Here is a 14460-nt window from a genome sequence, read left to right as displayed (position 1 = left end):
GACCGCACGGTGCCTGGACGTTCTGCCGCACAATCCTCGACATCTTCCTGCCGAACGTCCAAATCTTGGAGGACCCATCATGGCGACCCGCTCGCAGACGGCGGCTGTGCTGCTCGCCGGTGCACTCGCCCTGGCCGCCTGCGGCAGCGGCGGCTCCCAGGCTCCCGCCGCGTCCGGCGGTGGAGGCAAGACCCTCGTCATCGACACGTCCTTCGACCTCAAGACGGCCGACCCGGGCCGCACGTACGAGCCGACGGGGCTGATCGTCGGCAAGGCCGTCTACGAGACGCTGCTGACGTTCGACGGCGCGGACGTGACCAAGCCGGTGCCCGCGCTCGCGGAGTCGTACGAGCTGAGCACGGACGGCAAGACGCTGACGCTCAAGCTGAAGAAGGGCGCCACCTTCGCGGACGGGTCGCCGATCACGGCGGACGACGTGGTGTTCTCGCTGACGCGCGTGCGGGACATGAAGGGCACGCCGTCGTTCCTGCTGGACGGCGTCGAGGTGGCCAAGACCGACGACTCGACGATCACGCTGACGTCGAAGGCGGCCAACCCGGCGCTGCCGTACATCCTGCCCAACCCGGCCCTCGGCATCCTCAACAGCAAGGTCGCCAAGGAGCACGGCGCCACCGCGGACGCCCAGGACAAGGCCGAGCAGTACCTGAACTCGGCCTCGGCGGGCTCGGGCCCGTACGAGATCGAGTCGTTCAACGTGAGCAGCCAGGTCACGCTCAAGGCGAACCCCAAGTACTACGGCACCAAGCCCGCCTACGACAAGGTCGTCATCCGCAACGTCGAGGCCGCCACGCAGAAGCTGAACGTCCAGCGCGGCGACAGCCAGGTCGCCCTCAACCTGTCGGGCGACCAGGTGACCGGCATGCCCGCGACCCTGCAGGTCAAGAAGACCGCCTCGGCGAACGTCATCTTCCTGCTGGCCAACCAGGACTCCGCGATCAGCAAGACGACGCCGAACGCCAAGTTCGTGGAGGCGGTCCGCAAGGGCGTCGACTACGCGGGACTGCTGGAACTGGCCGGCGAGGGCTCGGCGCAGGCGCCGGGCGTCATCCCGTCGCAGCTGCTCGGCGCGCTGCCCGCCGACCAGGCGGCCAAGCGGGACGTCGAGGGCGCCAAGGCGGCGCTGGCCGCCAGCGGCGTGTCGAACCCGACCGTCAAGCTGGAGTACCCGAGCGAGCTGACCGTGAACGGCCTGTCCTTCCAGCCGCTGGCCGAGCGCATCCAGGCCAACCTCAAGGAGGTCGGCATCACGGTGGACCTGCAGCCCGCGCCGGTCACCACGGCCCTGGACAACTACCGCAACGGCAAGGAGGAGATGGGCCTGTGGTACTGGGGCCCGGACTACCCCGACCCGAGCGACTACCTGGCGTTCCTCCCGGGCAAGACGGTGGGCCTGCGGGCCGGCTGGAAGGCGGGGGCGGCCAAGGAGATCGAGGCCGCCGGTGACAAGGCCGCCACGACGATCGGCGACGACGCCCGCAAGGCCGCCTACGTGGACGTGCAGACCAAGCTGAACGCCTCCGGCCCGTTCATCCCGCTGATCCAGCCCAGCCAGAACATCGTGACGGCGGCGTCGGTGACCGGCCTGGAGTACCACCCGGTGTGGACGGTGGACGTGGCCGATCTCGGCGTGAAGTAAGGGAGCCTCGCAGGTGTCCGACATCCCGGGCGAAGCCCGCCGGAGCCGGGCGAGACGGGTCCATCCGCTCGTCCGCTTCCTGATCCGGCGCATCCTGCTCGCGGTCCTGATGGCCTGGGGCATCACGCTCGTCACGTTCGTCCTGACGAACCTGGTGCCCGGCGACCCCGTGGCCGCGAACCTCGGCCAGCGGGCGCTGGGCGATCCGGCGATCGTGGCCCAGTGGCGGGCCGAGCACGGCCTGGACAAGCCGCTCTGGGAGCAGTACGCGATCCACTTCCAGGGCCTGCTCCACGGCGACCTGGGCACCAGCCAGCAGAGTCACCGGCCCGTCAGCCAGGACCTGGCCGAGTTCGTCCCGGCGACGCTGGAGCTGGCCGGGGCGGCGATCCTGGTGTCGCTGGTGCTGGGCGTGGCGTTCGGCGTGATCGCCGCGCTGCGCCGGGACCGGCTGTCGGACCACGCGCTGCGCGTGCTGAGCCTGATCGGCATCTCCGTCCCGACGTTCTGGCTGGCGCTGGTGGCGTTCTACGTGTTCTTCTACCGGCTGCAGCTCACCCCGGGCAGCGGCCGGGTGGACGCGGCGCTCAACGGCGCGGTCCCGGCCGTGACCGGGCTGCAGACCGTGGACGCGCTGGTGGCGGGCCGGTGGGACGTGTTCTCCTCCGCGGTCGGGCACCTCGTGACGCCCGCGCTGGTGCTGGCGCTCTACACGATCGGCCTGCTCACCCGCTTCACCCGCTCGGCGGTGCTGGAGGTGCTGGGGCAGGACTACGTGCGCGCCGCCAGGGCCAAGGGCCTGCCCGGCCGGGTGATCCTCTTCCGGTATGTGCTGCGTTCGGCCCTGGTGCCCGTCATCACCGTGGCGGGCCTGGCGTTCGGCAGCCTGCTGTCCGGCACCGTGCTGGTCGAGGCGATCTTCGCCTGGCCCGGCGTCGGCCAGTACGCGTACAAGAGCGCCACCACCCTCGACCTGCCCGCCGTCATGGGCGTCGGCCTGGTCGTCGGCGTCGTCTACCTGGTCATCAACCTGATCGTGGACGTCCTGTACGGCGTCATCGATCCCCGAGTGAGGCTGCAATGAGACGGCGGGACCCCCTGGCCCGCAGGGGCCTGCTCGCGCGGCTGCCCGAGGCGTGGCGGCAGCCGCTGGCCGTGGTCGGCGCCGTGCTGGCGGTGGCCTGGCTGGTCATCGCGCTGGCCGCCCCCGTGCTGGCGCCGCACGACCCCCTCGCCCAGGACCTGCCGCGGCTCGCGCCGCCGGGCGCCGGGCACTGGTTCGGCACCGACCAGCTCGGCCGCGACATCCTCAGCCGCGTCATGTACGGGGCGCGGGTGTCGATCCCGCTGACGTTGCTGCTGGTCGTGCTGTCGGTGCTGATCGGCGGGCTGCTCGGCGCCTGCGCCGGGTACTTCGGCCGGTGGGTCGACGAGACGATCATGCGGCTGGCGGACCTGGTGTTCGCGTTCCCGACGGTGATCCTGGCCATGGTGGTGGCCGCCGCCCTGGGCGCCAGCTTGACGAACGCGGTCCTGGCCGTGCTGGTGGTGGCCTGGCCCGCGTACGCCCGCGTCACCCGGGGGCTGGTGCTGGGGGTGCGCGAGCGGGAGTTCGTGCTGAGCGGGCGGCTGCTGGGCTTCTCGGTGTGGCGCTCGCTGCGCGTGGACGTGCTGCCGAACGTGACCGGCCCCATCCTCGTGCTCGCCACGCTCGACATCGGCACCGCGCTGCTGCTGCTGTCCGGGCTGTCGTTCCTGGGCCTCGGGGCCAAGCCGCCGTCTCCCGAGTGGGGGGCGATGGTGGCCTCGGGCGTGGAGGTGTTCGACAGCTGGTGGGTGGCGACGTTCCCGGGGCTGGCGATCCTGACGGTGGTGCTGGCGTTCAACTTCCTCGGCGACACCCTGCGGGACGCCCTCGACCCCCGTACGGCCCGCGCGATCAAGGAGCGTGCCCTGTGAGCACTTTGGGGATCACGGGGCTCAAGATGTCGATCGGCGGCAAGGAGATCCTGCGCGGCGTCGATCTCGCGCTGGAGCCCGGCCGCGTGCACGGGCTGGCCGGAGAGAGCGGCTCGGGCAAGACGATGACGGGGCTGGCCGTGCTGGGGCTGCTGCCGCACGGCGCCCGCGTGTCGGGCGCGATCCGGCTCGGCGAGCGCGACCTGCTCACCCTGCCGCCCAAGGAGCTGAACCGGGTGCGCGGCGGCGAGGTCGCCATGGTGTTCCAGGACCCGGCGACCAGCCTGCACCCCATGCTGACCATCGGCAAGCAGCTCACCGAGCACATGCGGCACCACCTGGGGCTGGGCAGGCGCGAGGCGCGGGCCCGGGCGGTGGAGCTGCTGGGCAAGGTGCGGATCCCGGGGGCCGAGGAGGCGTACGGGCGCTATCCGCACCAGTTCTCCGGCGGGATGCGGCAGCGCATCGCCATCGCCATCGCGCTGGCCTGCTCCCCCAAGGTGCTGATCGCCGACGAGCCGACCACCGCGCTCGACGTGACCGTGCAGGCCGGCGTGCTGCGGCTGCTGCGCGGCCTCTGCGACGAGCTGGGGCTGGCGGTGCTGCTGGTCACCCACGACCTGGGGGTGATGTCGGCGGTGGCGGACGAGGTGAGCGTGATGAAGGACGGCCTGGTCGTGGAGTCGGGGCCGCGCGGGCGCGTGCTGCGGGAGCCCGAGCACGCCTACACGCGTTCCCTGCTGGAGTCCCTACCCGACGCGGAGGCGCAATGACGCTGTTGGCCATCGACGACCTGGTCGTCGAGCACCGCTCCCCCGGGCGGCCCGCCGTGCGGGCCGTGGCGGGGGCCAGCCTGGCCGTCAACCCCGGCGAGGTCGTGGGGCTGGTCGGCGAGTCCGGGTGCGGCAAGTCGACGCTGGCCCGCGCCGTCTGCGGGCTGAACCCGGTCACCGCCGGCTCGATCTCCTTCGACGGGCAGCCGGTCACCCCGCTCGGCCTGCGGCGCAGGAAGCTGACCGGGATCCAGATGGTCTTCCAGGACCCGTACGCGTCGCTGAACCCCCGGCGCCGGGTCGGCGACCAGATCGCCGACGGGCTGCGCACCTCGAACGACACCGCCACCTCGCCCGCCGACCTGCTGGAGCGCGTCGGCCTGCCGCGGGACTTCGCCGGGCGGCACCCGCACGAGTTCTCCGGCGGGCAGCGGCAGCGCATCGCCATCGCCAGGGCGCTCGCGGCCCGGCCGCGGCTGCTGATCGGCGACGAGCCCATCTCGGCGCTGGACGCCTCGGCGCAGTCGCAGGTGGCCAGGCTGATGCGGGACCTGGCGGTGGACTCGGGCGCGGGGCTGCTGTTCATCAGCCACGACCTGTCCGTGGTGCGGCTGATCGCCGACCGGATCGCCGTCATGTACCTCGGGAAGATCGTCGAGGTGGGCGACACGGCCGAGGTGTGGGCGGACCCGAAGCACCCGTACACCAAGGCCCTGCTCCAGGCCATCCCCAAGCCGGACGGGATGGGGGTGCTGCCCGCCGAGCTGGCCGGTGACGTGCCGGACCCGGCGAACCCGCCGGGCGGGTGCCGGTTCAACCCGCGCTGCCCGTCCGTGATGGACGTCTGCCGCGTGAAGGAGCCGGACTTCGGGCCGGTCGCCTGCTGGCTGCACGAGCCGAAGTGACGCCCGCCCCCGTGCCAGTGCCCGTGCCCGCGGCGCGGCTGGCGGCGGTGCGGGCCGCCATGGGCGAGGCCGGGGTGGAGGCCCTGGTGCTGCGGCCCTCGCCGGACTCCCGTTTCTTCGGGGCCTTCCTCGGGGGCGCGTTCCTGGTGGTCACGCAGGACGTGGTGGCCGAGACCGCCGATCCGGCCGGGGTGGTGCCCGCTGGGGCGCGCCGGGTCGGGGTGGACCCGGAGATGCGGGTGCGGGAGCTGTTCGCGCTGGCGATCGAGGCCGAGCTCGTGCCCGCCTCCTCGGTGCTGTGGCCGCTGCGGCTGCGCAAGGAGCCGTACGAGGTCGAGGCCGTCGGGCGCGCGGTGGCCGCGGCGGAAGGGGTGCTGGCGCGGGCGCGGGAGCTGGCCTGGTTCGGGGCGACCGAGCGGGCGATGGCGTACCGGCTGCGGGTGCTGCTGGCCGAGTCGGGGTGCGAGGAGCTGCTGGCGCTGCGGGTGGCGGCCGGGGAGCACACGGCGCGGCCCGCGCACGTGCCCGGGGACCGCGTGATCAACCCCGGGGATGCGCTGGGCGTGTCGGTGTGCGGGCGGTGGGGCGGCTACTGCGCCGAGGTGGCCGGGGTGTTCGCCGTGGCCGAGCCGCCCGAGGACTTCGAGGCGATGTACTCGGTGGTGCTGGCCGCGCACCGGGCCGGGCTCGCGGCCGTGCGGCCCGGCGTGCCGGTGGACGAGGTGGCCAGGGCCGTGGGCGAGGTGATCGACGGCAGCGGGTACGGGCGCTTCGCCGCGGCGCACGTGGGCCGGGGCGTCGGATTAGGGCACGACGAGGGGCCGTGGCCGGGCGAGGACGCGGTGTTCGAGCCCGGGATGGTGTTCTGCCTGGAGCCCGCCATCTACGTGCCCGACCTGTTCGGGGCACGGGTCGCGGACGTGGTGGTGTGCGGGGACGACGGCCCGGTGCCGCTGGGCGCCTCCCCGCACGCCCTCCACGTCCTCGACCGCTAGGGCAGCTTGACGGCGTCGGCCAGCCTCCGGGCCTCCTCCGCCCACCCCGCCAGGAACATCAGCGCCTCGCCCCGCTCCCTGAACCGGCGGGCCGCGTCCACCGGCCTGGCACCGCCGTAGTCGAGCTGCGTCTCCCCCAGCCGGGCCAGCATCAGCGGGGCCAGGAAGTCGTACTTGACCGCGGACGCGCACACCGCCAGCCGCACCAGCCGCTCGTCCCCGCGCCGGCCCGACTCGCGCAGGCCCCGCACGTACGCGCCGTAGACGGCCGCGTCGAGCGCGGGCAGCAGCCCGGCGGGCAGGAACAGGTCGAACACGCTGTCCGGGATGTGGTTGCCGACGTCCTCGCCCAGCGCCCCGTCACCCGCGAACGCCCAGTCCACCAGGACGCTCTCGCCGTCGCGGCCGATCACGTTGCTCGGCCACACGTCGAGGTGGCACAGCGCCCTCGGCAGCGACTCCAGGACGGCCAGGAGCTCCTCCCGGTCCCGGTGCAGCCGCACCAGCTCCCCGCGCAGGCCGGGCGGGAAGTTCTCGGCGACCAGGGGGTGCCGCCAGGCCGCGCCGTCCTCCAGCAGCTCGTACGGGACCGCTTTCGAGCCCAGGTAGTCGCGCAGGAACGACCGGCTGGCCCACGGCCGCTCCACCTCGCCCGCCGCCCCCTGGGCCAGGCCGAGCTGGTGCCCGAACAGCGTGTGGCGCTCCAGGCCCCAGGTGGTCGCCGGGGTGCCGCCGACGTCCTCGGTCCACAGCGCCAGGTCGCCGTCGTCGCGTTCGACCAGCGCCAGCAGCTTCGGCGCGGTCACCCCCGAGCCCGCCCACAGCTCCGGCAGGCCGTCGGCGTAGACGTCGGCCTCCCTGCGCCAGTAGTTCCAGTGGCGCGGGTCGTCGGAGTGCCCCCACCCCTCGCCGCCCTCCTTCCGGCGGGTCAGCACCTTGAGCACCGCCGACCTCTGCCCCCTGCGCACCCGCCAGATGCCGCCGGTCACCGCGTTCAGCGGGTTGTGCGTGAGCGGCTCGACGACGGCGTCGCCGCCGCCGCCGAGCACGCGCGCGATCTCCTCTTCCACCCACGCAAGGGTAGCCAGGACGGCGCCGCCGCCGTCCTACCTCCGTGCGACCTTCCAGGCCCTGGTGACGGTCTGGTCGATCGAGTTGCCGGCGGCGTCGGTGGCCTGCACCCGCAGGGTCACGAACGCGCCGTCGCGCGGCGCCCTGGCCTCGTACCCGGCCGTCGCGCCGCCGCGGACCTTGCGGCTGCCGAGGTCGGTCCACGTGGCCCCGTCGTCACCGCTGACCCAGGCGCGCACGGTGAACCTGCCCAATCCGCCGCCGTATCCGGGCTGGTGGCCGGGCAGGAGCCTGATCGGGTACTCAGCCCCGGCCCGGACCGTGTTGTCCGAATCCAGCCCCACGTCGTAGCGCACGTCGACCATGGGCAGGACCTCGCCCTCCTCGTCCTCGTCCGAGCCCTGGCCGTCGAGCCGGGCGGCGAACTCCCAGGCCGTGCGGCTCGACGTCGACAGCGGCCTGATCGACTGCGTCGTCTCGAGCTCTATCCGGTACCGGCCGGGCGTCGGCGTCTCCAGCGTGCAACTGCTGATGTACGGCCTCTCACAGAGCACGTTGCCGTCCTTCAGGAACCGGATGTTCGACTGCGCCTGCTGAGGCAGGTAGTGGTACCCGTTGCCGATGCGGAGCGTGTAAAGGTTGAACGAGAGGTAGCCGTACCCCCATTGCGGGTACGCCTGCGCGGTCAGGCTCGGCCCGGTGCCCGTGGGCCCGGGCGCGATCGGCGCGGAGAAGTAGTCCTCGGTGACCCGGTCACCGGCCGCGTACTCGCGCCTGCCCTGCTCGTAGAGTCCGCTCGTCAGGCTGACGAACTGCCGGCGCAGGCCCGGCGAGACGTACTCGGTGCGGGTGAACGGGGCGGCGACCTTGGTGACCGCCTTGATCAGGTGGTTGGGCGCGATGCCGTCGACGCGGTAGACCGTGCCGGGGACGTCCGCGCGGTACCGGGCCGTGATGGTGGCCAGGTCCTTCGGCCCCGTCTCGAAGACGGTGTCCGCCGGCATCTTGTCCTTGACGATGTAGGACAGGTCGTACAGGAAGGGAGAGACCGGGTCACCGCCGGTCTCCACGGTGGTCCGGCCCCTGGCGGCGGCCGCGCCCAGCCGTTCGCCGTCCTCGTGGGTGAGCACCGCCACCGGCACGGTGGTCGGCTTCTCCACGGCGCGGCGGGCCGGCCCCGCGTCGGCCACGGCGACCAGCACCCCTGCCGCGCCCGCCGCCGCGGCGTCGGCCGCCACCTGGTCGAGCGGCGTCGTCGCGCCCCATTCGTCGATGGCGAGGGTCTCGTCGACCAGCGCCAGCCTGCCCCGGACGCCTGCCGCGGCCAGCTCAGCCGGGCTGCCCTTGCCCGCGGCCACCACCTGGTACGCCCCGGGCGACCGGAACGTGGCCGTGCAGCGCGGGACGGCGGCGCAGACGTTGGAGAACTCCAGCGGGTAGGCGGGGCTCAGCTTGGGCGCCCGCGGGCCGGTGACCTTCATGGTCAGGGCGGGAGCGACCAGTTGCGTGCCGAAGCCCATCATGAAGGTGCCAGTGACGGCCGTGGTCGTGCCGGGCAGCACGTAGACCTCGGCCGGGCCGGTGTTGCCGTGGAAGGTCTGTCCGATCACGCCGATGTCGTGGCCGGGCGTTCCGACGCGCCGGTCCCAGCGCACGCCCATCCGGTCGACCGCCTCCGCCGGCCGCCGGGTGGGGTATTCCACTCGCCGGGCCTTCCGCGCGTCGAAGACCAGCTCCCGGGGCTGGTCCATGACCAGCTCCGGCTCGCCGGCGATGGTCTCCGACAGCTTCGAGTACGGTTCCTCCGTGGTCCAGTCCGAGATGTTGGTCATCAGGGCGTACCGGCGGCCGCGTACCAGCATCGGGTCGTAGCCGAGCCCCATGAAGTACGCCGAGCCGCGGTCGTACAGGCCGAGCCACTCCTGGCCGGTCTGCAGGTCCATCAGGTTCAGCAGCGAGCAGCACGTGGTGTGCGCCGGTGCGCCGGCGCGGTCGATGCCGCGGACCTTCAGCCGGACCCGCTCGCCGTCCTTGGTCCAGCCCAGCGTGGTCCGCGCTGCCGTGTCACCGTGCCGCGCCTCGAGGAAGCCGTAGTACGCCCCGAGTCCGAGCGCCGCCGGGTCGACCGTGACGGTCACCGTGGCGGTGCCGCCGGCCGGCACGTCCACCGCCGACGGGGTCACCGTGACCGCCGCGCCGGGCTCGAACGGGGTCGCCTTGGCCATCCTCTCGTCCATCCTGGACAGCGTGAGACCGAGGGTGGCGCGCACCGCCTCGGCGCCGGTGTTGCGCAGGGTCACGGTCCCGGTGGCCGTCGCGTACGGCGGCCTGATCATGCCCAGGTTCAGGGTGCCGGTCGCCGTCAGGCCGCCTGCCACGGCCTGGGCCAGGTCCATCATGCCGCCGCCCTCCCGGGTCACCTCGCCCTCCTTGGCCGGGTTCGCCGTGCTGACCAGCGCGTCGCGGATCCGGCCGCGGCTCCAGTCCGGGTGCTGCTGCGCCAGCAGCGCGGCGCCGCCGGCCACGTGCGGCGCGGCCATCGAGGTGCCCGACAGCGACTGGTACCGGTCGTTACCGACGTTGCCTCCGAGCTTCGAGCCGGCCGCCCTGGCGGCGGCGATCGCCGCCCCCGGCGCGGTGATCTCCGGTTTCACCGCGTTGTCGCCCAGCCGCGGGCCCCAGCTGGAGAACCAGCTGCGCTCGTAGGGGGCGGTCTTGTCCACGCTGCCCACGGTCAGCGCCTGGTCCGCGCTGCCCGGGCTGCCGATCCAGTACGGCGAGTCGGTGTCGCCGTCGTTGCCCGCCGAGACGACGAACAACGCGCCGGTGGCCTCCGAGATCCGGTTGACCGCCTGCGACAGCGGGTCGGTCCCGTCGGTCGCGATGCCGCCCAGGCTCATGTTGATCACCTTGGCGCCCTGGTTGGCGGCCCACTCCATCCCGGCGATGATGTCGGAGTCGGCCCCGGACCCTGTGGCGTCGAGCGCCTTGGCGACCACCAGCTCGGCGTCCGGCGCGACGCCCCGGTACCTGCCGTCGGACGCCGCGCCGGACCCCGCCGCGATCGAGGCGACGTGGGTGCCGTGCCCGTTGTCGTCCGCCGCGGAGGAGGTGCCGGGCACGAAGCTCTGCGACGCGGCGATGCGGCCGGCGAAGTCCGCGTGGTCCCGGTCGATGCCGGTGTCCACCACCCCGATCTTCACGCCCCTGCCGGTCAGCCCCGCCGACCAGGCGGCGGGCGCGCCGACCGCGGGCACGCTCACGTCCAGCGACGCCTTCACCCGGCCGTCCAGCCAGATCTTCTGCGTGTCCGCGCCCTTGAGCGCCGCCCACGCGTCGGTCGTCCTGCTCTTGTCGACCGCCAGCGCCTGGCCTTTGACGCTGGTCAGCGCCCGCTTGCGGGACGTGCCCCGCGGCGCGGTGGGCAGCGCGGCCCGCGCCTGCGCGCCCGCGTAGGTGGCGATGACGGGCAGTTGCCCGGTGTGCGCGTCGTCGTAGCCGTACTCGGCGAGCCTCGTCAGGTTGAACAGCTCGCGGTCCAGCCTGCCCGCGGCGATCTGGCGGAGCGTCTCGCCGGTCAGCGCGTAGAGACCGCCGCTCAGCTGCTGGAAGGTGATGTCGCCCAGGGGGGCGACATCCTTGACGACCTCACCTATCGCGCCGCCGTCGGCGGCGGTCCGCAACCGGACCACGTCGCCGGTCAGCAGGGTGAAGGTCTTGTCCGCCGGCGGCTCGGCCGCGGCCGGACTCGCGGGGGGCGACGGTGGCGGGGAGGCGGGGGGTACGGCCGCGGCGGGTCCGGCGACCGCGACCATCAACACGCCCGCTAACGCCGCGGGCGCGCCGGAACGGAGAACGCGCATGGAAACCCTTTCGTGCTTTGCGTGATCCACGGTCAGGACTGGTTCTCTCGGCAGCTCACAGCGGCACCCACCCGTCCTCGTCCGGTTCGGCGGGCACAGCGGCCTCGGGCTCCTCCGACGGCGGCGCGTCCCGATCGCGTTCGCGTTCGGCCGGCCCGATCTCGTCGTCCGGCGCCGGTGATCTGCTCTCTTCCACACGGACACGATGCGAGAGCGGGCGAACAGCTAGCTATTGGGGAATCCCCCATCTTTGCCCGCCGTGTCCCCCAGCAGGCGCTCCAGCTCAGTGCGTGAGCGGGCCGAGAGCTTGCGCATCACCGCGGCGAGGTGCTTCTCCACCGTCTTGGCCGAGACGAACAGCGCCTGCGCGATCTCCTTGTTGGTCCGCCCGCGGGCGGCCAGCTCCGCCACCTGACGCTCGCGGGGGGACAGCTCCGCGCCGTAACCCTGGCGGCCACCGCGATGGCGGGCCGGGAGCGCGACCCCGTGCAACCGGGCGACGCCGGCCGCCCGGCCGTGGTCCCAGGACGCGCCGAGCCGCTCGTAGACGGCCACGGCGTCGCGCAGCACCGCGCCGCCGCGCGGGTCGTCTCCGTCGAGCAGCAGGCCGGCCGCGCGTTCGCTCGCCCGCGCCGCCTCGTACGGGGCGGAGGCGTTCCGGTACTTCTCGGCCGCCGCCAGGAAGTCGCCGGCGCGGCCGTCCAGCACGCCCCGGGCATAGCACAGGGCTGCGGCGGCGAGCGGCGCGTCCAGGTGCCGGAGCTCCCGCTCCACCCGCTCGGCGAACCGCCGCGCCTCATCGTGCTCGCCGGCCGCCGCCCACACCTCGACCGCCGACGGCAGCGCCGCGCCGGCCGAGGGCCAGCAGCCCCACTTGCCGAGCTCGCGCAGCAGCAGTCGGACGCAGTGCAGCGCGCCCCGCGCGTCCCCGCGGGCCAGCCGGGCGCGGGCCCATCCCCCGGCCGCCGCCGGCACGACCTCGTACGCCCCGATCTCCACCGCCAGCTCGGTGACCCGCCGCAGCCGCTCCTCCGCCCGGTCCACCGCCCCGTGCGCCAGATCGAGGCTGCCGCCTGCCAGCTCGACGTCCATGCGGCTCGGCGCGTAGTGGGCGACGTCGGCGAGGAGGCCGTCGACCTCCTCGCGCAATCCGGTCCAGCTGCCGCGGCAGTACCGCAGCAGGGCGAGCCCGCTGCGGAGCATGACCTCGAGCCGCCGGTTCTGCTGCACGGCCGAGGCGCGCAGCCCGCTGGTGAGCATGGATTCGGCCATGTCGAAATGGCCCGCGTAACAGGCGGAGATGCCGACCGAATAGTGGGCGTTCGCCTCGCGACGCTGCTGCGGGGAACCGCCGGTGATCTTCAGCATGCGATCGGCCGCGCCCCGCCACGACGGATCCCCGATGTCCAGGAAGACGGAGCCGGCCTTGCCCAGCACGAACACCTCGAGCAGCCGGTCGTCGACCTCGTCGACCAGTTCGAGCGCGCGGCTCAGCCACCGCACGTTCTCCCGGATCGGCTCGTTCGGGCCAGGCGTGACGCCCAGGCCCACCAGCGCCCACGCCCGCAGGTCCGGGCGGTCCTGGAGATCGCCGATCGCGGCCATGAACAGCTCCCGCTGCCGGGCCGGGTCCTGTCCCGCCTGGCCGAGTGCGACGGCCACCAGGAACCGCAGCTCTCCGCGTACCGGCCCGGTCAGGTCGTCGTCCAGGACGCGGTCCAGCAACTCGATGACCTCCCGCGCGCCCAGCGTGTCCAGTGCGGCCCACCCGAGCTTGACCGCGGCCAGGCCGCGCCGCTCGCCCGTCATCGGCGCGTGCCGCACGACGTCGGCGAGCAGGCGGACGGCCTCGTCCTCGTGCCCCAGCGCGACGGCCTGCCCGGCCGCCTTTTCCGCGGCCTCGGCCCACTCGGCGAGCCGGTCCGCGTGCTTGAGGTGATGGGCCACCTGGCCGAGAGGGACGGGGTCGAGGGCCCGCAACGCGTCGGCCGCCCGGCCGTGCAGCTCGCGCCGCCGGGGACCGCTCAGCGTCTCGTAGACCGCCTGCGCCGCCAGCACATGGCGGAACCCGAGGGCCGGGCCGTCCTCGACCAGCAGGCCGGAGCCGATGGCCTCCTCCAGCCCCTCGATCCCGCCCGGGTCCCCGGCGGCGGACAGCAGGACCGCCAGCGTGACCGGGGTCTGCAGCACGGCCGCCGCCTCGGCCAGCCGGTGAGCGCCGACCGGCAGCCGGGCGATCCGTTCCAGCGTGGAGTCCCGGACCCTCCGGGGGACCTCCAGCTCCTCCAGCACCCTGCGGGTCCAGCGGTCGCCGCGGCGTACCAGCGAACCGCGCTCACGCACCAGGGCCAGCACCTCCTCCACCGCGAACGGCAGCCCGGCGGTGCGCTCCCACAGGTAGCGGGCGAACTCGTCCGACACCCGCTCGGTGTCCAGGATCACGGTCGCCAGGGCGCCCGTCTCGTCCTGGTCCAGCGGCGCCAGCACGAGATGGGCCTGGCTCGTGCCGGGCAGCAACCTGACCGTCGACGCCCGCACCGCCGCGCTGACCTCCTCACCCCGGTACGTGAGCACCACCGTCAGCCCGGGCGGCTGATCGCCCAGCAGATAGGCCACGAAATCGGTGGTCTGCTCCTCCGCCCAGTGCAGGTCCTCCAGCACCAGCACCGCCGGCGAAGCCGCCACCAGCACATCCGTCAGGCCCCGGAAAACCCGGTGCCGCTCGGCCATCCGATCGTCCAGCGGATCGGGCGCGGCCGGCAGCACCTCCGCCAGCTCCGGCAGCAACGGGCGCAACGCTCCGGCCACTCCGCTGAGGCGCAACCCCCGCAGCCCGTCCCCGATGCCGCGCACCGCCTCGATCACCGGGCCCAGCGGAAACGACTCGCGCAACCGGTGGCACCGGCCCAGCAGCACCCGGCGGCCGGCGACCTCGGGCCGGCCGAGCAGCTCCGACACCAGCCTGGTCTTGCCGACCCCCGCCTCGCCCTCGACCGACACCACCGCCGGCGGGCCGGCCACCGCCGCCACCAGCGTCGCCAGCTCCTCGACGCGCCCGACCAGCGCCGGCGACACGACCCGCTTCCCGGCAGCGCTCCGCGCCGCCCTCACCGGCGGGCGATCCGACGAGTCATGCGGCGGTGTCATCCTCACACCCCCACAAAACCCGCCCAGCGATCATTCCAGGTGAATTTCCGATGAACATGGGCTACCGATGCGCCCTCTTGAGCACAGCCA

The 14460-nt window shown here is 73.6% G+C and carries 10 protein-coding genes; 6 read left to right on the top strand and 4 right to left on the bottom strand.

Annotated features, from left to right (window positions below; genetic code table 11):
• Positions 1-79 precede the first annotated feature (79 nt).
• Genes ABZS69_RS33730 through ABZS69_RS33705 form a run of 6 tightly spaced genes read left to right on the top strand, consistent with a single transcriptional unit; the run spans position 80 to position 6289 of the window.
• The gene (locus tag ABZS69_RS33730) at positions 80-1657 is read left to right on the top strand and encodes an ABC transporter substrate-binding protein (protein WP_355379402.1); all 1578 of its coding nucleotides are present in this window, start codon (positions 80-82) and stop codon (positions 1655-1657) included.
• 13 nt (positions 1658-1670) lie between these two features.
• Positions 1671-2741 carry an ABC transporter permease gene (locus ABZS69_RS33725; RefSeq protein ID WP_355379401.1) on the top strand — a complete coding sequence of 357 codons (1071 nt, stop codon included), beginning with the start codon at positions 1671-1673 and terminating at the stop codon, positions 2739-2741.
• On the top strand, positions 2738-3616 hold the full coding sequence (locus ABZS69_RS33720) for an ABC transporter permease (RefSeq protein WP_355379400.1): 879 nt from the start codon (positions 2738-2740) through the stop codon (positions 3614-3616). The genes ABZS69_RS33725 and ABZS69_RS33720 overlap by 4 nt, the downstream gene beginning before the upstream one ends.
• Complete coding sequence (locus ABZS69_RS33715) at positions 3613-4389, top strand: ABC transporter ATP-binding protein (protein ID WP_355379399.1); 777 nt, start codon at positions 3613-3615, stop codon at positions 4387-4389. Before ABZS69_RS33720 ends, ABZS69_RS33715 begins: the two co-directional genes overlap by 4 nt.
• Positions 4386-5294, top strand: a complete 909-nt coding sequence (locus ABZS69_RS33710; protein WP_355379398.1) for an ABC transporter ATP-binding protein — start codon at positions 4386-4388, stop codon at positions 5292-5294. Before ABZS69_RS33715 ends, ABZS69_RS33710 begins: the two co-directional genes overlap by 4 nt.
• A gap of 11 nt (positions 5295-5305) precedes the next feature.
• Positions 5306-6289, top strand: coding sequence for a Xaa-Pro peptidase family protein (locus tag ABZS69_RS33705; protein WP_355379397.1), 984 nt, complete (start codon positions 5306-5308; stop codon positions 6287-6289).
• On the opposite strand, the gene ABZS69_RS33700 is transcribed toward ABZS69_RS33705, so the two are convergent.
• From ABZS69_RS33700 to ABZS69_RS33685, 4 genes are read right to left on the bottom strand one after another with little or no spacing between them, the layout of a single operon-like run.
• Positions 6286-7359, bottom strand: a complete 1074-nt coding sequence (locus tag ABZS69_RS33700) for a hypothetical protein (RefSeq protein WP_355379396.1) — start codon at positions 7357-7359, stop codon at positions 6286-6288. The two genes, ABZS69_RS33705 and ABZS69_RS33700, sit on opposite strands and share 4 nt — an antisense overlap.
• A 36-nt stretch (positions 7360-7395) precedes the next feature.
• Positions 7396-11223: a S8 family serine peptidase gene (locus tag ABZS69_RS33695; protein WP_355379394.1), complete on the bottom strand. Its 3828-nt coding sequence runs from the start codon at positions 11221-11223 to the stop codon at positions 7396-7398.
• Positions 11224-11278: 55 nt separating this feature from the next.
• Positions 11279-11419 (bottom strand): hypothetical protein, encoded by a 141-nt coding sequence (locus ABZS69_RS33690; protein ID WP_355379393.1) that lies wholly within the window; start codon positions 11417-11419, stop codon positions 11279-11281.
• 29 nt (positions 11420-11448) lie between these two features.
• On the bottom strand, positions 11449-14298 hold the full coding sequence (locus ABZS69_RS33685; RefSeq protein WP_355379392.1) for an AAA family ATPase: 2850 nt from the start codon (positions 14296-14298) through the stop codon (positions 11449-11451).
• Positions 14299-14460: the final 162 nt, after the last annotated feature.

Origin of the sequence: Nonomuraea sp. NPDC005650 (assembly GCF_040605375.1) — a bacterium.
Classification (GTDB): Bacteria; Actinomycetota; Actinomycetes; order Streptosporangiales; family Streptosporangiaceae; genus Nonomuraea.
This window is presented reverse-complemented; position numbering and strand designations above follow the sequence as displayed.